This window comes from Paenibacillus sp. PDC88, assembly GCF_900106725.1.
Classification (GTDB): Bacteria; Bacillota; Bacilli; order Paenibacillales; family Paenibacillaceae; genus Paenibacillus; species Paenibacillus shunpengii.
In genome coordinates this window covers 173,934-200,023 of the sequence record NZ_FNNT01000007.1, presented here as the reverse complement: position 1 = coordinate 200,023, position 26,090 = coordinate 173,934, and the positions used below count along the sequence as shown (strand labels likewise).

General features: G+C 46.7%; 26 protein-coding genes. 3 read left to right on the top strand and 23 right to left on the bottom strand.

Annotated features, from left to right (window positions below):
• Nucleotides 1–29: 29 nt before the first annotated feature.
• Complete coding sequence (locus BLW49_RS29285) at nt 30–152, bottom strand: hypothetical protein (protein WP_256209865.1); 123 nt, start codon at nt 150–152, stop codon at nt 30–32.
• A 25-nt stretch (nt 153–177) separates the two neighbouring features.
• Nucleotides 178–336: a hypothetical protein gene (locus BLW49_RS28900; RefSeq protein WP_177178810.1), complete on the bottom strand. Its 159-nt coding sequence runs from the start codon at nt 334–336 to the stop codon at nt 178–180.
• Between the two features lie 249 nt (nt 337–585).
• Between BLW49_RS28900 and BLW49_RS20615 the strand changes: the two genes are divergently transcribed.
• Both BLW49_RS20615 and BLW49_RS20610 read left to right on the top strand, forming a co-directional pair.
• Nucleotides 586–2,028: a methyl-accepting chemotaxis protein gene (locus BLW49_RS20615; protein WP_090726620.1), complete on the top strand. Its 1,443-nt coding sequence runs from the start codon at nt 586–588 to the stop codon at nt 2,026–2,028.
• A 304-nt stretch (nt 2,029–2,332) separates the two neighbouring features.
• On the top strand, nt 2,333–2,986 hold the full coding sequence (locus tag BLW49_RS20610) for a DUF1796 family putative cysteine peptidase (RefSeq protein WP_090726618.1): 654 nt from the start codon (nt 2,333–2,335) through the stop codon (nt 2,984–2,986).
• 104 nt (nt 2,987–3,090) lie between these two features.
• Here BLW49_RS20610 and BLW49_RS20605 read toward each other — a convergent pair whose 3' ends face one another.
• From BLW49_RS20605 to BLW49_RS20585, 5 genes are all read right to left on the bottom strand, one after another.
• Entirely contained in the window at nt 3,091–4,446 is a 1,356-nt protein-coding gene (locus tag BLW49_RS20605; protein WP_371264598.1) for a glycoside hydrolase family 30 protein, read from the bottom strand.
• A gap of 65 nt (nt 4,447–4,511) precedes the next feature.
• Nucleotides 4,512–6,152: a type 2 periplasmic-binding domain-containing protein gene (locus BLW49_RS20600; protein ID WP_090726616.1), complete on the bottom strand. Its 1,641-nt coding sequence runs from the start codon at nt 6,150–6,152 to the stop codon at nt 4,512–4,514.
• A 182-nt stretch (nt 6,153–6,334) separates the two neighbouring features.
• A complete protein-coding gene (locus BLW49_RS20595; RefSeq protein ID WP_083655790.1) occupies nt 6,335–7,222 on the bottom strand; it encodes a carbohydrate ABC transporter permease in 888 nt (295 codons plus the stop codon).
• Between the two features lie 26 nt (nt 7,223–7,248).
• Complete coding sequence (locus tag BLW49_RS20590; RefSeq protein ID WP_076312647.1) at nt 7,249–8,199, bottom strand: ABC transporter permease; 951 nt, start codon at nt 8,197–8,199, stop codon at nt 7,249–7,251.
• Nucleotides 8,200–8,556: 357 nt separating this feature from the next.
• Nucleotides 8,557–9,567: a LacI family DNA-binding transcriptional regulator gene (locus BLW49_RS20585; RefSeq protein WP_047912898.1), complete on the bottom strand. Its 1,011-nt coding sequence runs from the start codon at nt 9,565–9,567 to the stop codon at nt 8,557–8,559.
• A 161-nt stretch (nt 9,568–9,728) separates the two neighbouring features.
• On the opposite strand from BLW49_RS20585, the gene BLW49_RS20580 reads away from it, so the two are divergent.
• Nucleotides 9,729–10,277, top strand: coding sequence for a hypothetical protein (locus BLW49_RS20580; RefSeq protein ID WP_076312345.1), 549 nt, complete (start codon nt 9,729–9,731; stop codon nt 10,275–10,277).
• 195 nt (nt 10,278–10,472) lie between these two features.
• Here the strand turns inward: BLW49_RS20580 and opp4C are convergent, their stop codons facing one another.
• The 16 genes from opp4C to BLW49_RS20500 all read right to left on the bottom strand — a co-directional run bounded on the left by opp4C (nt 10,473) and on the right by BLW49_RS20500 (nt 25,983).
• Nucleotides 10,473–11,399: an oligopeptide ABC transporter permease gene (gene opp4C, locus BLW49_RS20575; protein WP_177178809.1), complete on the bottom strand. Its 927-nt coding sequence runs from the start codon at nt 11,397–11,399 to the stop codon at nt 10,473–10,475.
• Complete coding sequence (locus tag BLW49_RS20570) at nt 11,396–12,370, bottom strand: ABC transporter permease (protein WP_076312347.1); 975 nt, start codon at nt 12,368–12,370, stop codon at nt 11,396–11,398. The genes opp4C and BLW49_RS20570 overlap by 4 nt, the downstream gene beginning before the upstream one ends.
• Nucleotides 12,371–12,477: 107 nt before the next feature.
• Complete coding sequence (locus BLW49_RS20565; protein ID WP_090726613.1) at nt 12,478–13,410, bottom strand: ABC transporter ATP-binding protein; 933 nt, start codon at nt 13,408–13,410, stop codon at nt 12,478–12,480.
• Nucleotides 13,403–14,404 (bottom strand): ABC transporter ATP-binding protein, encoded by a 1,002-nt coding sequence (locus BLW49_RS20560; RefSeq protein WP_090726611.1) that lies wholly within the window; start codon nt 14,402–14,404, stop codon nt 13,403–13,405. The genes BLW49_RS20565 and BLW49_RS20560 overlap by 8 nt, the downstream gene beginning before the upstream one ends.
• Nucleotides 14,405–14,468: 64 nt before the next feature.
• The gene (locus BLW49_RS20555) at nt 14,469–16,103 is read right to left on the bottom strand and encodes an ABC transporter substrate-binding protein (RefSeq protein WP_090726610.1); all 1,635 of its coding nucleotides are present in this window, start codon (nt 16,101–16,103) and stop codon (nt 14,469–14,471) included.
• A gap of 455 nt (nt 16,104–16,558) precedes the next feature.
• Nucleotides 16,559–17,335, bottom strand: a complete 777-nt coding sequence (locus BLW49_RS20550) for a DUF1684 domain-containing protein (RefSeq protein ID WP_090726608.1) — start codon at nt 17,333–17,335, stop codon at nt 16,559–16,561.
• Nucleotides 17,332–18,201 (bottom strand): alpha/beta fold hydrolase, encoded by an 870-nt coding sequence (locus tag BLW49_RS20545; protein WP_076312352.1) that lies wholly within the window; start codon nt 18,199–18,201, stop codon nt 17,332–17,334. Before BLW49_RS20545 ends, BLW49_RS20550 begins: the two co-directional genes overlap by 4 nt.
• 178 nt (nt 18,202–18,379) lie before the next feature.
• Complete coding sequence (locus tag BLW49_RS20540; RefSeq protein ID WP_371264597.1) at nt 18,380–19,552, bottom strand: dicarboxylate/amino acid:cation symporter; 1,173 nt, start codon at nt 19,550–19,552, stop codon at nt 18,380–18,382.
• A 314-nt stretch (nt 19,553–19,866) separates the two neighbouring features.
• Entirely contained in the window at nt 19,867–20,436 is a 570-nt protein-coding gene (locus BLW49_RS20535) for a DUF4256 domain-containing protein (protein ID WP_076312353.1), read from the bottom strand.
• A gap of 90 nt (nt 20,437–20,526) precedes the next feature.
• A complete protein-coding gene (locus BLW49_RS20530; RefSeq protein WP_090726606.1) occupies nt 20,527–21,408 on the bottom strand; it encodes a GNAT family N-acetyltransferase in 882 nt (293 codons plus the stop codon).
• 120 nt (nt 21,409–21,528) lie between these two features.
• A complete protein-coding gene (locus BLW49_RS20525; RefSeq protein ID WP_090726605.1) occupies nt 21,529–21,864 on the bottom strand; it encodes a hypothetical protein in 336 nt (111 codons plus the stop codon).
• A 109-nt stretch (nt 21,865–21,973) separates the two neighbouring features.
• Nucleotides 21,974–22,450, bottom strand: coding sequence for a hypothetical protein (locus tag BLW49_RS20520; RefSeq protein WP_090726603.1), 477 nt, complete (start codon nt 22,448–22,450; stop codon nt 21,974–21,976).
• A gap of 187 nt (nt 22,451–22,637) precedes the next feature.
• Nucleotides 22,638–23,195, bottom strand: a complete 558-nt coding sequence (locus BLW49_RS20515; RefSeq protein WP_090726601.1) for a hypothetical protein — start codon at nt 23,193–23,195, stop codon at nt 22,638–22,640.
• Complete coding sequence (locus tag BLW49_RS20510) at nt 23,192–24,346, bottom strand: WXG100 family type VII secretion target (RefSeq protein ID WP_090726599.1); 1,155 nt, start codon at nt 24,344–24,346, stop codon at nt 23,192–23,194. The genes BLW49_RS20515 and BLW49_RS20510 overlap by 4 nt, the downstream gene beginning before the upstream one ends.
• A gap of 110 nt (nt 24,347–24,456) precedes the next feature.
• Nucleotides 24,457–24,840 (bottom strand): (deoxy)nucleoside triphosphate pyrophosphohydrolase, encoded by a 384-nt coding sequence (locus BLW49_RS20505; protein ID WP_090726598.1) that lies wholly within the window; start codon nt 24,838–24,840, stop codon nt 24,457–24,459.
• Nucleotides 24,841–25,065: 225 nt separating this feature from the next.
• Nucleotides 25,066–25,983 (bottom strand): nuclease domain-containing protein, encoded by a 918-nt coding sequence (locus tag BLW49_RS20500; protein ID WP_090726597.1) that lies wholly within the window; start codon nt 25,981–25,983, stop codon nt 25,066–25,068.
• Between the last annotated feature and the right edge of the window lie 107 nt (nt 25,984–26,090).

The following is a 26,090-nucleotide window of genomic DNA, read 5'->3' as shown; positions in this document are numbered from 1 at the left end:
TCTATTCATTTGCAGCGGCTATTACATCATTAGAGTCTATCCTCAAGCTGCCTGATGCGTTCCTCCAGCATACCTATACGTCGGTTCATTCGGTAAAATAACGGAGTTACTCCGACTATAACAATCAACAGTATGACAACGAGCACTTCCATCGCACCCCTCCAGTGAACAGTTTATTCACTTCTTCTTCCGATTAACCAGATAGAGTCCTAATGCACAGATGATGATCGCTGTGATGGACAGCATAACGTTGCTTGACGACATATCGGTGATGAGCAAGCCCAAGATGGCGATAAGGATCAGCACCGAATACATCATATTAATAATTGCCTTCATTAAACTCCTCTCCTCCTGTTCTAAGGTAATTTCTTACAAATCATAAAAAGCCCTAAGCTATGTATAGATTTTGGACGATATATTTAAAGATTGAATCCATTTCATTGCTGCATAGAACGATGAATGTGATTTGGCCGATAATGTTTATCTTAACATTTTTACAAGATACCAGGCCATTATTGGAGCAACATTCTTTTGTGAACAGATAAACGCCCGAAATATTTATTTTCAATTACAGGAGGAACATGAATGACGCAAGATTTACTCGAACTACACAAAAGAAACGGTCTGCTGGTATTACTGCTGTGGATATGCACCGTCCTTGGTATCGTATCGACAATCGATTCGCTGGATGGGGTATTGTCAATCGCCTATCCAGCCATTCCTGTTTGTTTATTAAGCACCTTCCTGTATTGGAAAAAGCTCTTCATACCGCAAATTAGATACTTAATGGTAATCGGTATTAACATTATCAGCTTCTCGATTATGTCGATGGGTTCAGCTGTGACCAATTCTCTCGTATTATACTTGGGACTGGCCTTCTGCTCCCTCTATATGGATCGATTTATTATGATTGTCAATGGAATCATTGGGCTGGCCTTGTTGAATTATTTTGCCGCTACTGCCTATATCAATGTGGATGTCATCAGCCTTAACACATTCTATATCGTCGTTCTCCTGACCTTAATTGGACAGAGTACGGTCGGAACCCGAATGCTGAAAAATATGGACGTCAGCATGAAGGAGGCGAACGATGCCAAAGAACGGGTCGAAGTGCTCATTAATGAAGCAAGAACGGTTTCTACAACGCTGAATACCTCAGGCAAGGAACTGAATGAAAATGCCGTCATGGCTGGAAAGATCAACGCTGAGGTTCTCGCTGCATTTCACGAGATGTCTGCAGGTATCGAATCCCAGGCAAGCAGCGTTTCGGACATCAGCTCTGCGATGGAGAGTCTGAATGATTCGGTGCAGCGCACCTTTGCGGCCTCGGAGACAACAAGTGAAAAGGCCAACAAGGCTGCCGAGCTGACAAAGGAAGGCCAAGACCAGATTACCGATCTTGCAGCCAAAATGCATCAGGTCTCTGAGCTCGTTGATAATACAGCCGTGATTATGGGTAAGGTCAATTCGGAAAATGTTAAAATTGGCGGCATCCTCTCTTCCATTGAGGAGATCGCCAAGCAGACCAATCTCCTGTCCTTCAACGCTTCGATTGAAGCGGCTCGCGCAGGAGAACACGGCAGAGGCTTCGCTGTTGTTGCCGAGGAGATCCGCCAGCTTGCTCAGCTGACACACCGTGCTTCATCAGATATTGCAGGTATTCTATCTTCGATTCAGAATAATATCAGCTCAGCTGCGGTCCGCATTTCAGAGGGCCAGACCGCTTCCCGCTCTGGTGCGGAATCAGCGGATATCATCACAGCTTTATTTCAGGAGATCAATGCAAATACGAAGGAGGTTATGGATCAGGCAGATCATCTGCTCGATCTGAATATACAGCTCCAGTCTGCATCCACTCAAATTACGGATGAGATCGCCTCCGTATCCTCCGTTACAGAACAATCTGCCGCTTCCGTCGAGGAAGTGCTGGCAAGTGCCGAGCTGCAGCAGCATCGGGTGAACGAAATTGTGGCAAGTATTCAGAAGCTCAATGAAATCGCTCAAGCTATCGACAAGACCTTGCAGTAACGTTAACGGTAACAGTAACATTGATTCTTCAGACTAACCATAACCATTTCAGTGAACCACTCATATAATAGGAAGCTTCCCTGCGTTTTAAACGATGACCCGGTGAGTTGTTTAATGAACAGCCAGAGAAGCTTCCTTTTTCTCATTTATGAATAGAGGGGTGCTTCCTCGTGTCAGCCTTCCTCTTGGTGAAGCACAGCCCAATTCCAGCGACTTATTAAAAAAGCTGCCGCTCATCTCCTCGAAGGTCCAGTCCTTCCTTCCGGATCGCACATAGAATGTATAAATGATCAGGAAGAAGTGAATGGACATGATCCTGCAAGAAATTCAAGGTGCCTATGATTGCTACGTAAGCCTAGGAAGCTCATGCGAGCCGGCAGCCCACTTGCGGCGGAAAGGGCTTCGCACCTTCTCTGCCCCGCTCGACTGGTCGGTCTCCTTATCACTGACTGATGTAAATCGGCTGCTGCAAAATCGTTTCCAGGGATACATGGAGCTACCCAACATGGGACTGATCGACGGATACGCCACCTTTGTGGACAATGAGAAGGTGACACCGCTGAAATCCTATTTTGTGAAAGACCACTATTATAATGTCATATCGGTTCATGATTTTCCCGTCGTCGAGGGGCAGGCATGGACAGCAGTCTATCCCGAGTTCAAGCAAAAAATCGACATGCGCAGCCAGCGTCTGCTGGAAGTATTAAGCACGAGCAGAAGAGTGCTGTTCATCCGCTGGGGCAGCACATATGAGGAAGCGCTTCAGCTGCAAAATATACTCCGCCCCCTTACTGGCGGCAGCTATAACATTCTGATCGTGAATGGCATCGATGGACTGACATCCGTCGTCAATAACGGCTGGGCGCTTCCTGGCATCTGCTCTCTTGGCATTCCGAACCGGGCTGGCGATGATGCAACATGGGATGTTTTGCTGAACGGGTTTAGTTTGCAGACATAAAAATGGAGGGACAAATCTTCATTACCAAAAAAATAAAGGCAGCTATAGGTGAGATGATTCTCCACTATTGCTGCCTTTATGAATTGAAGGAAATTGAAAAATGGTTAAGCGCCGAAGGCGAGAGTTACAGCGCTTTTGGCTTCCATTTGGAAGCTTAGAGCTTCTTCTGTACCTGGCATCTGGACCTGTACATTATTCGCTTCCTCACTGTCATTGAAGATTACGACGGCGATGGAGCCGTCCGTATTCCTGAACGCCACGGAACGAACCGTTTCATTGCTGCTGGAGCCGATGCGCACCGCCTTCGGGCGAATATGCTTGCTGAAATGGGCAAGCGCATAATAATCAAGCGTATACGTCAGCTCGCGGGTCTCCTGATGAACCGTCACAATTCCGCGGCAGGTGCTCTTGCCAAAGCCCGGTACTGCCGGTCCATTGTTCTCATCGAGTGCCATATTCCACAGCACAAACGATTTGCTGTAATTGCGCAGAATTTCAATGCCTGTACGCATGACATTGGAGAAGGCCTGCTCAAATGGCGGAATCCATTCCCCGCCGGAGCCTTCCGTGAAATGCACCTCTTTGTCCGGGAAGGCCTGGAATACATCGGTCTGTGCGCCAGGACGGCCCCCATACCAATGCCATGCAACACCGTCTACTGCTTCCAGCGCCTGGTCAAGCACGGTCAGCGGGTACTCTGGCTTATCCCAGTTGTGATCGTAGCACAATATCTTGGTATCTATTCCATTTCTGATGAAGCTTGGCTTCAGATGCTCCTTAATGAACCGTGCCTGATCCTCCGCCGGAAATATCATTCCCGGGTAGTGACCGGGCGAATACAAGGATTCATTCTGCGGTGTAATCGCATAGACTGACAAGCCATGCTCCGCATATGCCTTAATATACCGTACAAAATATTCAGCATATACCGGATAGTATTGCTCGATCAGCTCGCCGCCGATCATGGAGCCGCTTGTCTTCATCCAGCCCGGCGGGCTCCAGGGGGAGCCCATCAGCTTGAGCTGTGGATTCAGCCGCACCGCTTCTTTCATGAGCGGAATAATGTCCGCTTCATCATGCCGGGTAGAGAATTTTTCAAGCTCTGGGTCAGTGTCTCCCTCCGGCAGATCATTATAGCTGTAGAAGTCCCGGGCATAATCCGAAGCTCCCATCGGATTCCGTATAACGGACAACCCGATCCCTTCTGCAGCGTCAAACAGCCGGCGCATCAGCTCCTCACGCTGCTCAGGCGAGAGCACCTGATGAATTAGATAGGCTGCCGAATCAGTGAAGGATGCTCCGAAGCCATCCATCTCCTGATACTGCTCGCTGTCATCGATAATAATGCTGTACGTTTGTGCCTCAGCGTCCGGTGGTGTAAGCTCTGCTCTCGTTTTGTTTACAAACAACGATTGTTCTCCATTTGATTCGTAGATGTTCAGGTCCTTCAAGTTCTGCATGCTGTTCTCCTCCGTGACCCCGTACTTTATTCGTTCTTCGCTGTATGCTCTAAGTTCAAACTCCATTAAAGTCCAAGCTTTTCTTTATTCGCTTTCATCTTCTCACTGCGGATTTCTACGATCTTCTCCCAGCTGTTCGCATCGAGGAACTGCTTGTATTCATTCAGTACGGCTTCGAATTGGGTATCGTCCTTCGACCGGATCATGCTGACCATGGAAGTGTTCCACTTCGTATTGATTGCTGTAAGAGCACGCGCTTCCGGTGTCCCTTGATCCGGGTCGATATTTTCAAGGATAAAATGCGGTACGAGCTTGCCCTCACCCCATGCCTGCATCTGCTTGATCGACTCAGGGAAAGCATCCTCACTCAGTGTCTTGTGCTTGTCATGTCCGAAGAACATGAATTCACCCATCCGGTATTCCTTCTTGAACTGATCTGCATTGTTCTGCTGAATTTCTTTGACCTCCGGTGTAAACTGTACGGTTCCGTCGGCATTCTTCACATAGGTCTCGCCTTCAATGCCGTAATTCATCAGCATTTGCCCTTCCTCACTGAGGAGATAGGTGAACAGCTGCATAGATTTGGCAGGATCGGCGTTCTGCTTCGTAATGAAGCTGACCATCCAGCCCGAGATCCCGGATTGATTCAGCTTCGGCGCGTTGCCGACGGTGCTCTGTGGTCCATCAATGGCGATGTACTCCTTGCCCGGATTGGCCGTCATGAAGATCTGCAGATTGCCTCCCTGCTGCGGTGTGCCATCCAGCATAATCGTTGCATACTTGCCGGATTTTACTTTTTCCTCAAATGCCGTTCCATCATCGGCAAAGCTGTCATCGCTAATGTTGCCGTCACGATATACCAAGTTGAATGTTTTCAACCAAGTGAGATAATCCTCATCCAGATTACGGTTGTAGAAGCCGCCGTTCTCATCCTCCAGCGGTACGCCGATGAAGTCCTGCAGCACGTCACCTAGAGATCCAGTACCTTCGCCAATCGAGTTAAAGCCAAGTGGAATAAGCTCAGGGAACTGTGCCTTAATGTCCTTCATGACAGCCTGGAATTCCTCCGGTGTTCCTATGCTCGGACTGCCGAGCGCTTCATACACATCCTTGCGGATAATGAAGGCGGTCTTGGCCGGAATCGTTCCTTGATCGTAGTCCTCCTGCGTATTGGAATAGTTCGGGTAGCCATACGTCTTGCCGTCTGCGAGCTGGAACCAGTTCAATGTATCCTGTGCCGCCACGGTGTTGAAATAAGGATCGTATTTCTCAGCCAGATCATTCAGCGGAAGCGCCCAAGTCGAAGCCTTCTGCACGACGGGGGAATTGATGCCGAAGGTCGTAATGAGATCCGGCATATCGCCGCCCGCAAAGAATGTATTCAGCTTCGTATCATCTCCTGTGATGAATTTGATGTTAATGTTCAGGTCTTCCTTGATCTTCTTCGTTACGACATCATTGCCATAATCGGTGTTCCACCAATCCGCATTCACGTACCAGGTCAGCTCTGTAGTCTCTTCCTTGGTATCAAGCTGCCAGGCCGGCTTGCTTGCATCCGGTGTATAACGATCCTCAATCGAGATCCAGTTGGCTTCCTTGGAGCCGGAGCCTCCCCCGCCGCAAGCACTGACCAGAAGCATGACGGACAGCAGCAGCGCTGTCAGCGCAAATCCTTTTTTGCCATAACCCAACGTTCTCTTTGACATATTTCATACCCTCCTCTTGATATTGAAGCGCTTACCAAAAACAGATCTTTTCAAATCTATGTTGTGCTACTTGTGATGCCGTTGTTTTGTGGTACAGGTTGCTGTAGTAATGGCAGAATGACTTGCGCTGCCGTATACCTTAGTCTTAGCTGGAAAATGTCTTATAACTGAGCGGTTATTCCTTATTCCTTGACTGCCCCGAGCATCATGCCGGAGATGAAATAGCGCTGCAACAGTGGATAGATAATGACAATTGGCAGCGTGGTGATGACGATCGTCGCCAGCTGAACGCCTTTGGTCGCCGTCTCGATGACCACCGATCCTCCGATATTTTGCATGGACTGTGTCTGCGACTGCACAATAATCTCATACAGCTTCATCTGCAAGGGATACAGCGCTTCATTCGTGACATACAGCTTGGTTGTCATAAAGTCATTCCACTGCCCGACTCCGTTAAACAGCGCAATCGTCGCCATGGCCGGCATGGACAGCGGGATGAAGATTTTGAGAAACACCTTCCAGTCACCGGCTCCGTCAATCTTGGCTGATTCCTCCAGCGCTTCCGGCACACCCCGGAAGAAGTTCATCAGAATGACGACATCGTAATAGCTGAGCAGCGCCGGAATGATGTACACCCAGAAGCTGTCGAGCAGACCAAGGTCCTTGATGAGCAGGTAGGTAGGGATCATACCGCCGGAGAAGAACATCGTAATGACACCCATGGAGACGTAAAGCTTGCGGCCGCGTACATATTTTTTACTAAGACCATAAGCGACCATCGCACAGAAGAATACATGAGTGACCACCCCGATGACGGTCTTGGAGATCGATATGAAAAATGCCTGCCAAATTGATGAATCGCGGAACACCGCCTGATAATTCTCCAGTGAGAGCTCGGACGGCCAGAAGATGAAGCCCCCCTCTGCCAACGCTCTGCTGGAAGCAAACGATGAAACGAGGACATTCCAGAGCGGAACAATGATCACTATCATCGTAATCACAAGCAGCGTGGTATTCACCGCATTAAAGATCCGGCTGTCGATGTCTCCTTTAATTGCTTTTGAGTTCACAAGTATTGCCCCCCTTATATAAAACCTTAAAGCACGGATTGATTATCGTTCAGCCTGCTCGTGATCTTGTTCGCCGTCAGCAGCAAAATAACCGAAACGATCGATACGCCAAGACCCACTGCTGTCGCGTAGGAGAAGTCCCCCTGCGTCATCCCCATCCGGTATACATAGGAGTTAATGACCTCTGCAGTTTCGCGGTTCTGTGAGTTCATGAGCACAAGTGTCTGATCCAGATTCGATCCGAGCAGTCCGCTCACGGTTAGAATCAGGTTCAAGCTGATGATCATCTTCATGTTCGGAATCGTGATGTTCCATATTTGGCGAAGCCGGTTGGCTCCATCGATCTTGGCAGCCTCATAATAGGTAGGATCGATCTTCGACATGACTGCCAGGTACAGAATCGTCCCCCAGCCCGCTTCTTTCCAGATGTCAGACAGAACGGCGATCCACCAGTACTTGCTTGGGTCGAGCAGGATGTTCTGCGGCTGTGAGATCAGACCGAGAGAGAGCAGAATCTGATTGAACAGACCTGTCGTTGACACCCAGGTGATGAGCATCCCGCCCAGCACGATCCAGGAGAGAAAGTGAGGGAGATAGGATACGGTCTGGACGAACTTTTTGAATCGACTCCCGCTTAGTTCATAGATCATGATCGCTAGAATGATAGGTACAACAAACCCGATGGCCAGCTTCAGGAAGCTGATGCCAAGTGTATTGATGACCGATTCCCAGAAATACTGATCCGTCATTATAATCTTGAAGTTGTCGAGCCCTACCCATGGTGCGCTGTCGATCGTGTCAATGACCGTGTAGCTCTTGAAGGCGATCGTGAGTCCATAGATCGGTATAAAATTGAAGATAATCATAAATAGTACGCCCGGAAGAATCATGGACTGAAGCTCCCACTGCTTCACGTAATCCACGCAGAATTCCTTGATCCGCTGCCCCATGGGCTTCTTGGCTGGCGTCTTCCTCATACGGGACGAGGCATCCGCAGGCTGGATCAGAGCTGGTTTGCTCATGTGCTTCTCTCCTTTTTGCTCCTATACTCTGGATCAGAGCAACAAAATAGTGTTCATGAAATGGATTCAGTCAATGCAGAAATTTGATATTTTCACCGAAAAATAAAAACGTTTTTATTTTTGGTCAAAAAAATATGGTTCTTTTTTAGAAGAATGAATGCTGAAATTCTGGATGTCTGCCTCAGCTAGACTGACGATCCTAATGGGCAGATAATGAACAGAGTGCAGCCCAATTTAACTGAAGCCTAATTTTGTAAGCGTTTACTATTAAGCTGGACGGGAACTCCCCCTTTTATAGTAAAGCGTAAAAGGTTAGTCCCGCACCATTTTGATCTGCGTCGAGCCTCTAACGATGAGCTCTCCTGGCAGCTTCTCATGCCTTCCTTCTTCCTTCTCCTGGATCATGCGAATCAAATGGTTGACGACCAGGATTCCCTGCCTAGCAATTTGGTTGCGCACGGTAGTCAGCGAAGGCGAGAAATACTGCGCAATGTCAATATCGTCAAAGCCAACGACACTAGTATCCTGGGGAATCTCGTATCCGAGGGATTTGAGTGCCCGCATGGCCCCGATCGCACTAAGGTCATTCCCTGCGAGGAATGCATCCGGCAGCTTGCTGCCATGTACATTCACAAATGATTTGACTGCGCCGTACGAGCCTTCCTCTTCAAAATAACCTTGCAGAATATAGTCCTCGTCTGCCTTCAGCCCGTAATCCCTCAATGCCGCCAGATATCCGGCCTTCCGCTGCTCGCTGTCGAACATCGTCTCCACACCGGCGATATAGGCGATGTTCTTGTGGCCCAGACTGATCAGGTATTTCGTTGCTTCGTACGCATCCACATAGGAATCGAAGATAATACTGCCCATGTTTTCGTTCTGTATCTCGCGGTCCAGAAATACGGCCTTAATGTTGTTCTGCTCCATAATGGCGATGTCATTCTCGTCTATTCGCAGCTCTTCATAGACAATGACCCCATCGACCCTTCCGCCGAGAATGTTGCTCATAATGACCTGCTTATCCTTGGTTACGAAGATGTTCAGACCGTAGCCGTGGCGGTCACATTCCCGTGACATCGTCTCGACCAGCGTATAGAAGTACGGTCCTGACACGCTTGTGGTGAAGAAGCCCAGCATCTTCGATTTGCCCGATTTCAGCAGCTTGCCGTTGATGTTCGGGACATAGTTCAGGCGCTTCGCGACGTCTAGAATATGCGACTTCGTCTCCGGATTCAGTACGTCCACATCGTTCAGCGCATTGGAGACCGTCGAGATCGACACCCCCGCCTCCCTTGCTACATCCTTGATCGTTACCTTTCTCATCTGCTGTCTTCCTTTTTATAAAAACGTTTTTATGAACTGAATATACTATACGTGTGATTTTATGGCAACTGTTTTTTGCAACTTTATTTTTCTTCAGTATTGAACTTGTAGTTGTGAACCCTATATTATACAAGTAATTACACTTAGGAGAGTATACAGCTATGAAGCAATGCAACCAAGTACCAGCCTATGATCTTAAAGATTACGGTAAATCACTTACACTATTTGTTGATGCAGATACCATCTACATATGCTCCCATCATCCAACGGAATCACCGAACGGCACCTACCTTGGATCATTTCTAGATGGACCTGTTACTGAGATTTCTATCCATTCTTCTGCCGATGAGCTGCAATCTGCCTTAATGGAGGGTTTTGATCGCTGTAATCAATACTTTCTTGAGGAATTCCCCAAACAAACGGGGTTTGAGAAGCATCTGCGGGTAAGATCATGGAAAAAGGCAACCGATGAGAAGAAGTGTATTTCCGTATTGTCTAATATAGAAGGCTATCATATTGGAGCTACGGAAAGAATGAAATCAGGACGTTATTTGGGAATTCAGCAATTCTACTTAGATATCAATGAGGGAAATGAAGGCAATCAGTTAGCAGAAGAAGTCCTTAAAGCAGTCAAGATCTCATCAACTACTCTGCTGGATCGCAAAACGAAGCGTCAGCTGAAGGAAAAAGAGGATACAAAAAGCCTTTAAGGTGGTTGCTTCTACCTTAAAGGCTACATAAAGAATTTATTTAATCAATTTGTTCTACTCTTTGTCTTATTATTATACACTCATTTTCCTTGGGTTGTTCTAATACTAATAACTCCTAGACCGCTGTATAAAAATAAGAACCTTAGTGAAGCCAATGCTCCACTAAGGTTCTTTGTTTATAACATGCAATTCTTATTACCTGTTGTTCTTCGGATCAAGCGCATCACGCAGCGCGTCGCCGATGAAATTGATCGACAGAACGGTCAAAATAATAAGCACGCCCGGCGGAATCCACAGCCAAGGCTGTGAGGTCAAGATGGTAAGCGACTGGGCGCTTGTCAGCATATTGCCCCAGCTTGCCGTCGGCGGCTGTACGCCGAGTCCCAGGAAGCTGAGTGCAGCTTCATCAAGAATGGCAAGTGCAACACCCGATGTCGCATAGATCAGCACCGGCGCCACTGTCACAGACATGATATGTCCGAACAGAATACGCGGCGTGCGGTAGCCGAGCGCAACAGCGGCCTTGACGTAATCCATCTGCTTCACTGCGAGTACATTTCCCCGTACAAGTCTCGTCACACCCGGCCAGCCCAGGAAGCCTAGAATTAAGATAATGTTCAGCAGGCCTGGACCAACAATGCTCGACACAACAAGAATCAGCATGATGTAAGGAAACGACATAAAGATATCGGTTATTTTCATAATCAGACTATCAATCCAGCCGCCAAAATAACCGGAAACGAGACCGAGCACGGTACCGATAATGGACGAGATCAGCACGGAAAATATACCAACCGCAAGCGATACTCTGGCTGCGTAGAGCAGCCGTGTCAGCTGATCGCGTCCGATCTGGTCTGTGCCCAGCGGATGCTGCCAGGACGGCCCTGCGCCAAAGGCATCCGTAACCGTCGTTGGCTCATACGGGGTCAGCCATGGCGCAAATATCGCACTGAGCGTCAGCAGCAGCATGAATATGACTCCTGCTACGGCGAGCTTATGCCTGCGAAAGCGCCGGAAGAACATCACCGGCCCGCTTGACGGCAGGCTTGCCGCCAGCTGCTCTGCATCCACCGTTTCCGGATCAACGGAACGTCTTCCAAAATAATGTCTCAGCAGTTTCATGATCTTGCCTCTCCCTGGTAGCTGTTTTTGATCCGAGGATCGACAAGCGCGTACACGATATCCGTCAGCAGGTTGGCCGCAATGACTACGACCGCCGCCAATAGGTTAAGCCCCATAATCGTGGAATAATCCCGGCTCATAATGGAGGACATCGTCAGCTGACCGATACCCGGCCAAGAGAAGATCTGCTCGATGACGACCGCTCCGCCGAACAGAATCGGAATTTCAAGTCCGATCACCGTAACGATGGGAATCAGTGCGTTCCGCATCGCATGGCGATTGACAACAAGTGCTTCCCTCAGCCCTTTCGCTCTGGCGGTCCGCAGAAAGTCCTGATTCAAAATTTCAAGCATACTGGAGCGGACATACCGGATATTCCGACCTGCGACCGTCAGTGTCAGCACGATCCCCGGCAGGATCATGTGCTTCAGCACATCGAGGAACCCGCCTTCGCCGCCCAGCTCCGTCATCCCGCCGGAAGGCAGCAGATTCCATTTTATCGAGAAGAAATAAATGAGAACCATCCCCAGGAAAAAGCCTGGAATCGAAATTCCGAGAAAGGAACCGGTAACCGCAATATAATCCAGCTTGGAATACTGCTTGACTGCACTAAGCACCCCGATTGGAATTGCAATGGCAATGCCGAGGATTAGTGCCGTGCCCATCAGGAGCACCGTTGGCCCGACATGCTCCCAGATCAGCTGGCCGACAGGCTCATACGTAATCATAGAGAAGCCCAGGTCGCCGTGAAGTACCAGATTCTTCAGCCAATTCCAGTATTGAATATAGACTGGATCGTTAAGTCCCAGCTCCAGCCGCTTCGCTTCCTGTGCAGCCTCCGGCAGCTTCGGACTAACGAGCATGTCCACAGGATTACCCGGTGCCATTCTCATAATGATGAAATTAATAATCGTTACGCCAAACAGAACGGGGATGGTCGTCCAGATCCGGCGCAGTATATAGTTAAACAATGTAAGCACCTCACATCAAGATGAGTAGAGAACGCCGAATGAAGAAAGTAGTTCGAAATTTAGGAATTTAGGAATTTAGGAATTTAGGAATTTAGGAATTTAGGAATTTACAGATTCGTCGGATTCGTCTGATCTGCTGAATTCATCGGATTTGCTGGGTTCACCGAATCCAGCACCTCATCCGTCAGTTCAATACGTTCCCTGTTTCGCCTGCGCGGGTCTGGAACCGGAAATGCATCCAGCAGCACCTTCGTATAAGGATGCTTCGGACTCCGCAGCAATTCCTTCGTATCTCCGATCTCGACGATCTTACCTGCGTTCATGACAGCAATCCGGTCACTGATATATCTTACCGCCCCTAAACCATGGGCGATGAATAAATACGTGAGTCCCAGCTCCTTCTGCAGCTCCTTCAGCAGATTAAGCACTTGGGCTTGGATCGACACGTCCAGCGCAGAGACCGGCTCATCACACACAATGAGCTGCGGCTTCAGCGCGAGCGCTCTGGCAATCCCGATCCGCTGGCGCTGTCCGCCGGAGAATTCATGCGGGTAGCGTGATTTGCTCATGGAAGGCAGACCTACCGTTTCGAGCAGCCGATCCACTTCCTTCTGTACCTCCTGTCTCGGTACAATCCGGTGTACATACAGCGGCTCAGCAATCTGATCGCCGACGGTCTTGCGGGGATGCAGGGAAGAATACGGATCCTGGAACACGATCTGGAGCTTGGTTCTCAGCTGGACCATGTCCTTAGCCGATCTCCCTGCTATGTTGTCTCCTGCAAACAGGATCCTGCCATCTGTCGGCTGCTCTAGTCCAACAATACATCTGCCGAGCGTTGATTTGCCGCAGCCGGACTCGCCAACGAAACCCAGCGTCTCTCCCGGATAAATGGTCAGGTCCACACCGTCCACCGCTTTGACATGGCCGGTAACACGGTTTAAGATCCCGCCGTGAACCGGGTAATGCTTCTTCAGTTGATCAAGCACGAGCAGCGGAGAGGCCGTAGCTGTATCAGGAATCTGTTCATGGTTACTCATACACGACCTCTCCTTCTCTCATATTCTCTGGACCTACTTCCCAGCAGCGTGCCAGATGCCCTTCCACCTTCGGCTCCAGCACCGGGGTTACTTCCCTGCAATGCTCTGTCGCGAGCGGGCAGCGGTTATGAAACCGGCAGCCGTTCATGAATTGATACCGGGCCGGAACGGAGCCGGGTATGGAGGCCAGCTTCGCATCATCATCCGGGTCAAGACTGGGCACCGATTGCAGCAGTCCCCGGGTGTATGGATGCATCGGCTTCTCAAACAAAGTATATACATCCGCCTCTTCAACAACTTGACCGGCGTACATGACCAGTACCCGGTCTGCCATCTCCGCCACTACACCCAAATCATGGGTGATTAGAATAATAGCGGTGCCTGCTTCCTCGCACAGCTCCTTCATTAATCGCATGATTTGCGCCTGCACGGTTACATCGAGCGCGGTTGTCGGCTCATCTGCGATCAGCACCTTCGGCTTGCAGGCGAGCGCCATCGCGATCATCACCCGCTGTCTCATCCCGCCTGACAGAGCGAATGGATAAGACTTCATGATTTGCTCTGGACGGGGAAGCCCGACCTTGCGCAGCATTTCGATGGCTGCCTCACGTGCTTCCTTCTTGCCGAGCTTCACATGCAGCCGGATTGCCTCCATCAGCTGATATCCAATCGTGAATACCGGATTCAGTGAAGTCATCGGTTCTTGAAAAATCATTGAAATCTGATTGCCCCGTACATCCCGCATACGAGATTCATCCAGCGCAAGCAGATTCGTTCCATCAAGCACAACCGTTCCATGATCAATACGGCTGCTCTTACCGAGCAGCCGCATAATGGAGAGAGCTGTTACACTTTTGCCTGAGCCGGATTCGCCCACAATCGCGAGCGTCTCCCCGGCCTTCAGCTCAAAGCTGACGTCATCGACACTGACAACCTTCCCCTGATCCGTATCGAAAGCGGTTTGCAGATGGCTGACCTTCAGTAAGCTATTCACTTTTATCAACCATCCTTTATCTCACCAAGATTTGTTCATCCTATATAAACTCTTACTGTTACTCTTACTGTACATCCCACTCGTGCACGTTAATAAACATGCCAAAGTCTTGAGGTGTTGCTCCTGTTACACGCTTATTTACCGCCCCAAGTGCCTTGGTTGCATAGATCGACGGCATGGGCACATCTTCCTTCAGGATCGCCTGAAGCTGGCTGTAGTCGTCCATAATCTTCTCTTCATCCACCTCAGCGGACAGCGAGTTCAGCAGATTGTCTACTTCTTCATTCTTATAAGCATTCGGATTGCCTTCGGACAAGAAGTATGCGATATCCGGCAGCGGATTGACCGGTGTTAGGGATACCGTCAGAATACCAAGGTCATACTCCATCTTCACGATACGATCGAGCAGTGTCGCCAGATCCAGCATTTGAATCTGAACCTTCACACCAACTGCATTCAGGTTCTCTGCCACAATGTTTGCCGCTTGCTCCAGCGTTGCATCACCGGACAGAACAGACAGAGTTAATGTCTTGCCGGAATCCCAGCCGGATTCAGCAAGCAGGCTTTTTGCTTTTTCCGGATCATATGCGACTGGCTGCTGGCTCTCATCCTTATAAGGACTGTAGCTAGTAAAGAAATCATCAATCACTTCACCAGAGCCCTTCAGCAGATTGTTCACAATCATCTCACGGTTCATTGCATACGAGATGGCTTGTCTTTGCTTCGCGTCAGGTACGGAGTTCTCGTTAATGTACATAAACTGTGTAGCAATCGGAGGTCCGTCTACGGTTGTCACATGCTCCAGCGCCTTCACATTCTCATAATCGCTGATCGGAATAACACCGGCCGAAGGAATGTTCATGTCGATCTCACCGCTTTGCAGCTGTGCAGCCACTGCCGTTCCTTGAAGCACCTTAAAGTTCAATTGCTCAATCTTAGGAGCGCCCTTGAAATAGTCCGGGTTTGCTTCCATTTCTACAAAGTGATCACGGTTATAATTCACCATTTTGTAGGGACCGCTAGTAACCGTAGGGTTTTGCATAAAATCACTTGTATTAATATCCTCTGGTGCAATATCCTTCAGTGCCGCCTGTGGCAGCGTCATCAGATTACGTCCAATGGTATCTTTGAAAATATCAAGCGTCGTTGGTGCTTTGGTCTTGATCGTTAGTGTATGGTCATCCACCTTGCTGACACCGGATATTTCATCTTCACCTTCCGGGAGATATCCTGCATCATCCAGGCCTTCAATCGTTGCAAAAATATAAGCGTAGTTGGAAGCAACCTTTACATTACTCATCAGCTTCAGCGTAAAAATAACATCGTCTGCCGTAACCGGAGTTCCGTCTGTCCACTTCGCATTTTCATTCAGTTGAATAGTAAAGGTTGTATTGTCCTCTGTCTCAATGGAATCCGCGAGCATCGGCTGATATTCCAGATTCGAATCCAGCTCGACCAGCGGCGGGAACATCAGACCTGCTACATATGTAGAAACAAGTCCCACCGGGGACAGCGGATTAATACCGCTTGGTGCATAAGTTACTCCGATATTGACGGCCTTCTTGCCGCTGTTATCCGTACTGCTGGTACCGCCTTCATTATTGTCGCCGCCACCACTGCTTCCACATGCGGATATAATGACCAGCAATGCAGTAAGCATAAACGCTAAAGCTCTTCTGTGTGTCTTCTTGATCGCCATTTGTGCACCCCTTATTCTAATTCCTATTATTCTACTCTGTTTTAATTAACTATCAGATTTTTCGAAAGTTTTGTCAATGCACAGTTTTTGTATGTTGTATAATTATTAATCTCTCCAGCTAACAGTTAATGACAAAGAGAATACTCAACAAATCATATTACTATCATTTAACGCGTCATTCAAATAAAATCTGACGTTTTTCAACGTTATTTTTTATTTTTCGATATTTAACCTCTTGATTTAGACATAAAGCGACATTTATTTGGTGGATTGTACAAAAAAAGAAGACAGTTTTCGCTGTCTCCCTCTTTCTTTATACACTAAAGATTGAGACAGCTAGCTGTCTCCTTCTTCTTTATATACTAAAGAATGAGAACAGCTGGCTGTCTCCTTCTTTCTTTATACATTAAAGATTGAGACAACTGGCTGTCTCCCTCTTCTTTTTATTATTACATTCATTTACGAAACCGCACTTGCTTCTCTCCTGCTGTAATTCGAAATGGCAAGCGGTTATGCGCAGGCGGCATAGGGCAGTTGAAATGAGGTGAAAAAGCGCACGGAGGCAGGTAAGCATAATTGAAATCCAGCTGTACCGTACCGTTCGCCTCCGGTATAACATTAACCATGCGCCCCATACCATAGGTCTCCTGCCCATTCGTCCGGTCGCCGAATACGATAACCAGCGTATCTCCAGAGGCAAACGGCGTCAGGCGATATGCTGCTCCCTCATACTCGAAGTGGATGTCACCGGGGGACTGATGCATACGCCCTGCGCCTTCCTGATCCGACACATGCGCGAAGGCTGCGGTGCGGCCTTCCTCTTCCTGAATATAGGTTCCTGTCATACACCAGCTTGGGTCATAAGGGAATACGGAGAGCCCCTCATACTGCTGCACGGCATCAGCCTTCGCATCATATACGGCCAGCAGATGATCGGAGCCCGGCTGGGACGTAGCAACAAGCGTGATCCGCTCAGACAGGCGAACAAGCGTATGATCTGCTTCGAGAATAACGGTACCGTCTACCGGCTTCCCCTCGATCGTCAATCCGTCTGCTGCGGCAGCGGTCAGCTTGAGACCCGGGGTTCCAGAAGTGAGCGGCTCCCATACCCCTGGAATGTCTTCGAAGGTCGTCGTACCTTGCACGAAATGCAGCTTAACGAGCGCTAAATCCCCTTGAAATTCAGCAACTGAACGTTCCCGCTCCGCTCTCCAAGTCAAGATATCAATCATTGCTGTTCTCCCTCGATGTTCAGAAAGGCAAGCACACGCTTCAGGAACGCTTCATTCTCTTCTACATACGGACTGTGCCCGCTGTGCTCAAATATAACGAGCTCCGAGTTCGGAATGAGCCGATGCATCTCTTCCGCCTGGGATACGGGCGTAATCCAGTCATATTTTGCCCCAACGATTAAGGTCGGCATTGTAAATGCTGGCAGCTTGTCCCGTACATCGTACTGAGGAATCAGATGTTTAAAGGTATAATTCGCCACTTCCATGGAACCGATGGGACGGTTTCCTGTCTCACGCATGATCTTCTCGTCCTTCACATGGAAATACAGATCGTAGTTCAGATCCCACCAGCGAATAGCGTGCTCCTCATCCTCAATCCGGCCCTCGAACAGCTCCGGAATCATAGCCATTTGTTCTGGTGTCGCGATGTGGCTGGCGAATTCCAGGGCAGCGGGATAGAATTCCTTGCTTGGTGCCGTATCCACCAGCAGCAGCTTGTCCAGCGAATCCGGATAACGGCTTGCAAATACCTGTGATACAAAGCCGCCAAAGGAATGGCCCAGCAGATTGATCCGATCAAAGCCCAGATACACCCGTAGTGCCTCAATATCATCAGCCAGCTGCTCCAGCGTACACGTCGCCGGATCTACCCGCTCTGACTGTCCATTGCAGCGCTGATCCAGATACACAATCTGCATATGATCAGCCAGCGGCGTAAGCCATGGCTTAAAATCCGAATGATCACTGCCCGGGCCGCCATGAATAGCGAACAGCACGGGGCGTTTTACCATTTTCTCTCCTTGTGGAACATATGCCGAACCCTCAATATCGAAATAGAGACGCGTTCCATTGATCGATGCAAACATGATATACACTTCGCTTTCTGTTAAGTCTAATGATGCTGTTAATTTCTAATTATCTCTGCTCAAAAAGATGAAGTCAAACCAAGCTTGTCCAGTGCTGTATGACTAAATGTAGAGAAACATCAAAACAGCCCAGTTTCCTGTAACAGGAGCTGAGCTGTTTTTCTTCACTATATATAGCTTATGCAGGCTCCGACTTGCTCATTCGATCCGTGATGATCGCAATCGCACCGTCACCCGTAACATTCGTTGCTGTCCCGAAGCTGTCCTGGGCAATATATAGCGCAATCATCAGAGAAGTAAGCGTCGTATCGAAGCCGAGCATGGATTCCAAGAGACCGAGTGCGGCCATGACCGCACCACCAGGAACGCCAGGCGCTGCCACCATCGTCACACCCAGCATTAAGATAAACGGAAACATAGAGCCGAATGTAATCGGCATCCCTGTCAGCACCATGACGGCCATCGAGCAGCTGACGAGCGTAATCGTACTGCCGGATAAGTGGATCGTCGCGCACAGCGGAATAACGAAATCAGCTACCTTCCCCTTGACTCCATTCAGCTTCGTCTGACGAAGCGTCACCGGAATCGTTGCAGCCGAGGACTGTGTCCCTATCGCTGTAAAGTAAGCAGGAATCATATTTTTAAGCAGAGTGAATGGATTCTTGCGCCCAATCTGTCCTGCCACCACATACTGTATGACCAAATATAGAATGTGCAGAACGATAATCATAACGAACACTTTAACAAATACAGACAGAATCATCGTCACTTGTCCACCATACGTCAAATTGGCAAACACACAGAAGATATGATACGGAAGCAGCGGAATGATCACCGAAGCGATTAACTTCTCAATAATGGCTCTAAAGTCAATCATGACATTTTGCAGAGCTTGTCCCTTAATGACCGCAGCCCCAAGCCCCAATGTGAAGGCCAGCAGCAAGGCAGTCATAACCCCGAATACAGGCGGCATATCTACGGTGAAGTAAGGCGCAAGCAGTGCCTCTTCCGGATTGCTGAATGACTGGGTAAGACTTCCCGCCTCCAATAGATACGGGTATAGCAAGGTTGCAGCAAGAAAGGCCAGCAAGCCCCCTATAATGGAAGAAACATAAGCAAGTCCTGTCGTCATTCCAAGCAGGCGTCCTGCTCCTCTCCCCAGTTCGCCGATTCCCGGCGCTATGAATCCGATAATGATTAAAGGTATGGCAAAGCCTAAAAAATTACCAAACAATCCGCTAAAAGTGGCAAGTCCAGCAACAAGCCACTCCGGCGAGAACGAGCCCACCGCAATCCCGAGCAGAATGGCAATCAATATCTTCGGCAGCAGGCCGAGCTTCATCTTATTCATGATGTCATCACCTATTAATGTCATATTTTAATGTCCACTGCACAAGGACACTAGTCCTCTTAACGCGGAATTCTCAAAAATATATCACATAATAGTGTAATTGTCATGCCCTAAATGTATGAAATTTGAGTATTATTAAATAATTTCCCTAATTTAAATTTCTTTGTCTTGTGTGAAGGTATCCTTGGACCAACAGCGTCCGCTAAAAAAAGAAACCTTGACGGCAGCATGCCATTCAAGGTTATTTGTTTCTCTGGGATTATCTGATGTTTATACATTAAAAATGCCGTTTAATGATGCTGCTCAATCCACCACTAAACTTTCAGCAAACCGCGGAAGCCTCTGGCTCCGTAATAGGAATCTGCCCCATTGTGGTACACAAACACCGTATCATATCGGTAATCACAAAATATCGCCCCACCCAGTTTACGAATATTCGGTGGCGTAAGGACCCAGCTTGATGTTTTGTTATCAATCTTTCCAAGCTTCTGCTGAAGCTCCCGGAATTGTTCTTCTGTCAGCATTTCAATGCCCATCTCAGCTGCCATGTTCACCGCACTGTTCTCTGGCTTATGCTGCTTCCTGGACTCCAGTGCTTCATGATCGTAACATATACTTCTACGGCCTTTTGGGCTCTCTGCGGAACAATCACAGAATGTGTATTCCCCAAGCTCTGCGTCATAACCAATTACGTCCGGTTCACCGCCGGTTCTCTCCATTTCAGATAGCGACCACAGTTTTTCCGGCTGGGTGTGCAGCCTATCTTCTATTGCGCTCCATTCGATTCCCTCATGGCGATCCATATGTTTCTCAAAACGCTTTTTTAATATCGACAGGATTTCTTCCTGCTGCTCCGGTGTTAATGTCCTCTGTTTATTTTCCATTAAAATATAACCTCCAGTGCTTGTTTTAAAATGATGGCTATCACGTACCGTCCTCGGGGATCTTTATTGCATGTTCTATACTCTATCTTCTTATTTCTTTCCATTTCTATCAAGAGTAAGCATCATTTCGTATTGATGTCCAATCGTTTCAAATCCTACATTTTCCAAAAACAGTATCATACCCTCACACGCATTATCTACATTAATCACTCGCAGTTGCCTGCCCTTCGAATGATTCATCAGTGCGCCGACTATACTTGTCGCGATCCCTTTGCGCCTGTATTCCGGAAGCACCGCAATCTGCGGAACATCGCCTGTTACTGGGTCTACGATGCCGTAACCGATAATCTTTTTCTCCAGCCGTACGACTGCATAGACAAACTGCTTCTGCACAGCGCGAATGGAATCGATTGAATTTTGCCAGGAGGGGCTGAAATCCCAAAACATTTGCAGTTGTTCCCATGTATCTGAATCTACTTCTGTCAGGTACTCGTTGGCATAAGTCAGCTCTTTTGCATGGTAACGGCTCTGCTCCAGCTTATGGAACGAGAAGTTTCTTGTAATCGAAAGCCCTTGCTTTTTGTATAGCTCAAAGGCAGCTTCATTGTTCTGAAGAACCTCCAGCAAATACTGCTCCACCTGATTCCGCTTCAGCTCTTCCCGTACCGATTGGAACATGCGGCTCGAAATCCCTTGCTGTCTATGTAAAGGTGTAACGCCGGTGCCAAGGTCGTATGCGGTTCGTGCCCCATTCCACTTTCTCAATCCATTCAGGATAAACCCAACTAGCTCATGTCCAGGCTCTTTGAACGCACCGATCGAAATCTCCAGAGCATATCCTCTTCTGACAAGCATCTTTTGAAACGCTTCAAGTGATAGATTAATATTTACCTGATAATCGGAAAAAGCCTCTAGAAACGCGTGGTGCAAGGTTTGAGTATCTATGTTATCTAGTGTTTCGTATGTGTACATGAGCTCAGTCCTCCTTCCAATAGAGCATTAAAGCATCAATATCTCTTCTTGGCTTAACCCCTGTGAGATCGTGCTTCTCACTGTACAATCTAGCCCATCAAGGTATATGTTTAAAGTGTTTTATTTTTGAATTTCCCTTTTCCATACACTTTGTCCATCAGATAAAGAAACTGCAATTGGCGGATCATCATAAAGAGAAATTTCGATTAATGAACCTTTCTTTTGTAATAACCAATTATATAAACTACTTTTTTCACTAGGATGCTCTAAAATATCATTTACTTGAAATGTTACTGCATAGTATTCGGTATAATTCACATCATCGTCATCCAGCCCATTGTCAGTTTCAAAGAGTGTGTCTGGTTCACCAATAACTTTCAACCCACTATCCCACTCTATTATCAAGTCACAATCTTTATACTGTTTTAACGCTTTTATTAAAGGATCATATCCCATGTATATTCTCCTCTTATTATTTCTTTAAAGGTTCTGAAGGCAATAATATTCAGGTGACCCACATTAAATTCTAAGCAAACAGTGGGGCTTCTGGCACGCCAATAGGGATCTACCTCTTTTCCTGGTCTTCGTCACTCATAATGCCTGTGGAATCATCACCTTCCGATACTGGATGTCCATTAGCATCTAACATACCCATTACTGCCTTATCAGGATCTGATACTATTAGAGTATAATCCTCAAATAAAAATGGATTAGGTTCAAGATCAACCGTTACTCTCCAAGCTGGCCGTATATCATCATTCTCTCTATCATCCGGGTTTATCCTAAATGTATAGGCTTCATCAAAGAGTAAGCTTTCTGTTCGTTCATCAACCGTTCCATCTAATCCATGCTCTTGATGATATCTTTTAGCGATATCAATGGCTTCTCTTGGGGTTAATACGGTATTTACCGTGATTTCTTCTAGTTTACGATGATGTCTTGGAAAATCTTCTTGTCTCAATTTTAAACATTCTTCAAACTCTTCGTCGTTTAAACTCTTAAATTCTTCTGGCGTCATTTTTTTATATTTATCTAGAGACATAAGTTCGATTATCTCCTTTTTAATCTAAATTTCTCTCTTAATTTTTCAATATAATCTTATGAATGATCTAACTGTTTTTGAAATGAGAAAGCTTATTCCTAACTTTAGTTGGAATAAGCTTTATAAAACGAGAAGATATAATATAAATTAACTATGCTTAGAATTAGTTGATAAGATATTGTACTCTTTAAACCACTAATGATTCATTACTTATTAATTCTTCTATTTGATTTAGACTCTTAATTCCTTCAGGCTCAATTACCAACAGTTTTATAATTAGCTCAGTTACTTTTGAAAACGACAATTTACTGGAGCCTACTTCACCGTGAGCACCAATATAAAATTCTAAATTACCACTTGAAAACTGAGGTAAACCTTCTATAACCTTATTTGCAGTACTTAGTACTGTCTCAGCGTACTCATTAGGTATTCCAATGAAAACATTATCTGATTTCATAGCTATATTATCATCTAGTATTTCCCCTTCGTCTTCACTAACATAGACACTGATATTCAAGTTCTTTTCTTTATTAGGAGTATATTTAACACCTAAGAATGCATAGTTACTAATATCACGACGAGAAAGCAAGAGTTCGAGGGCCATTCTGCAAGGTTTCATATTGATAATTTCTTTAACTTCAACAGCTGAAGTTAATTTATTTATTTCCTTATATTTAATTTCAGGTACATCGTTTATCCATATTCTCCCTCGTTGGAATCGACCTAAATTATCCAATATTATCATTCATCTAACCCCCAAAATTTTCTCCAGTTTTTATTAAATATATCTGGCATAGACTTAATAACATCAGGATGATACACACTGAATCTAGAAACTTCGTATTTTTCAAGTGCCATCTCATGAGCAGTATCATAATCGATTCCTTTTTTCATTATTGTTGATTCAGAGACTTCATGCATGTAAAAGCTAGCGTCTGCACCAGATATTTTTTTCTTGTTAACTAATGCATCTTCAAGCCTCTCAATCATTGCTGAATTCTCAGGATAATCCCCAAAATTCTGAGAAAGGTGCTCTTTGACAATATTTAATCCTTTTTGTGTTACATTTAGTTCTTTACCTTCTAGTTTACCTAAACCTTGTCCTGACTGACCATTAAATGACGAGTTGGATGCTCCTGTTTTACGTAAACCTTCATCTGCCTTCTCAACAGCTTTATCTGATTCGTGCTTTAACTTCGAACCTCCCTTAATTCCAACTCTACTAATTGCTGCTGAACCTAAAACAACCGCTGCCTGTTCACCTAAATAGTTAGGAAAACCGCCGGATTCCTGGATTTTGGCCTGTGTGCCGTCCCAGAATGCTTCTCGCTTCTCATCATCCATGACCATATCGTTGCCCCATACAACAGCACCTTTTATGTCTTCTGCCGTTCCTATAGTAGCGTTATATGCCATGTCACCCAGCGTCCCTATCGGATCCTCGTATAAGTTAGTCGCTGTGTCTTTTAATGAATCCCCCAAGTCACCAAGGCCCTTTTTAACCCCACTGCCAAAATCCGCTGCGACGTCTCCCGCTTTTTCCAAGAATGATTTAGGTGGTTCGCTAACGTTGTTTGTCGTACTTAGTTTAGCGAAGAGCTCCATCCGCTGTTCTCCCATAAAATCCTGCAGCTGATCCGCATCCATGAAGCGAACGGCAATTCCTTTGAGTTCTTGGCTGATCACATGCATACGCTCTATAGTTACATTCATCTGTTCATACGCTGTCTTAAAATCCGTTTGAAACGCCGTCCCTCTCTGACCATACCAATTGGACATCAGCATAAAAATTTGCCGGAGAAGGTTCTCATTGATCATCTTAAGCTGGTTAGATGCATTGTCGAATTGATCAGATACCGATAACAGCACATCGATAGGAACTTTGATTCTTGTCATAAGCTACCTCTCCATTTAATAGATAGGTATAATTTTACTTATATATCGCCCTATGGAAAAGGTACCCATGTCCTTTCATTAATCATTTCGATTCATACGGAAGACCTTCATTAATGAGCAGATAATTGTTCGACAAAAGGGATATCTGCTGGAGCGAATAGATACTGTGTCAGTTCCCCTGCTTGTACCCATCTGTATTCATCGTGATCAGATAACCGAATGGTTCCTCCCAGCATTTTTGCTCTATATGCAATAAGTCGAATCGTCACCGTTTCATATGCATGCTCATTTACTGCAAAAAAAGCATATGGCTCAATTTCAATCTTCATCTCTTCCTGCAGCTCTCTTACTAAGCAATCCTCGGGCGATTCACCCGCTTCAATCTTGCCACCTGGGAACTCCCATAAACCCGCTTGAGACTTCCCTTCTCGTCTAAGTGCGATGAGGATACGACCATCCGTGTCTTCAATTATGGCTGCAGCTACTTCGATCATGTTGATCACCGTCCTAAATTATAGTACTAATGATATTCTACGTTACATTAATATTCTTCGCCAAATCCTCTACCTTCCGATACTACATCTCCATTAGCATTTAATAAATTCTTTACCAACTTATAATGGCCTGCCCAGTAAAAAAACACCTTGAAAGGCACGATGCCTATCAAGGTGTTGTAAAGATCAAGTCCTTACCATGGAAGCTAAAATGGCTTCCCCTGCCTATTCATCCAATCGGATATCTCTAACCTGCTGAGCCAAGTCCACCTGTGTATGATCCAGCTCCACCTTCACGGTACCCAGACGCCTCTTCTCCCGCCATTCTCTTAACTGCTCTTCCGTTTCCAGTCTCAGTTCAGCAATCTCGGTTGCCCGGTCAAAGATGTACTTGGAGGTATACAATAGCCTGTAGATTCCAAGTCCACCGGATACAATCGGCTCTGGTCGCTTCGTCCATTCCTCGATCGTGAACTTTACATACAGCTGGTTCTCCGTACCTTTGCGGGCAGGACGTTCCTTGATCTCGCCTCTTCTCAGCACTTTCCAATCCTTCACTTTGCCAACGTAATGAATCCCGGTTTCACCCGTGTCCGCAAATTTTCCTTTGGATTGATATACAGCTACGTATTCAATTTGTGTAAGGATTTTGTGATCTGAGATATTTTCCAGAGGGAGGTGGTAGTACTTGTACTTTAATGAACTCTCTAATTGAGCCACTTCTCTCAACGATCCAACGAGTACATTCTTGCCCGCAAGCTTGTTTTTATAGTACCCCTGCGTACCACGAGGTCTCGTAGACCTCTCATATGCTTTTTCCGGGCTATCCATAATAATCTCTTCCAAGAACTTATTCATCAGCTCCGTCGCATTCGGCAAGAAGGGAAAGGCACCGACGTTGACCATCTCAATGCTCTTATAGAATTTATGCTCTTGGTAATTCTGCTCATCATGATATGGAAAAAGCACGTAAGCACCAAACATACTACGCTCTAGCTCCTGCCCACCCTCACTGTAGACAATCGCATCCCGATAGCGGTGCATCGTATTAATATCCTCCTCCACCGGCCCGGGCTGCTTATACTTCTCATAATAATAGGAGCCTTCATAGGCAGGATCGATCCGATACTTGGCATCAAAGATATGTAGTCATTCTCGGCAATGGACTTTGAAATCTGAAAGATAAATCAAAGGTAATTTTTTTAAAACCTTTAAACATATATTGTTTGCATGATATATTTAGGTTAGCT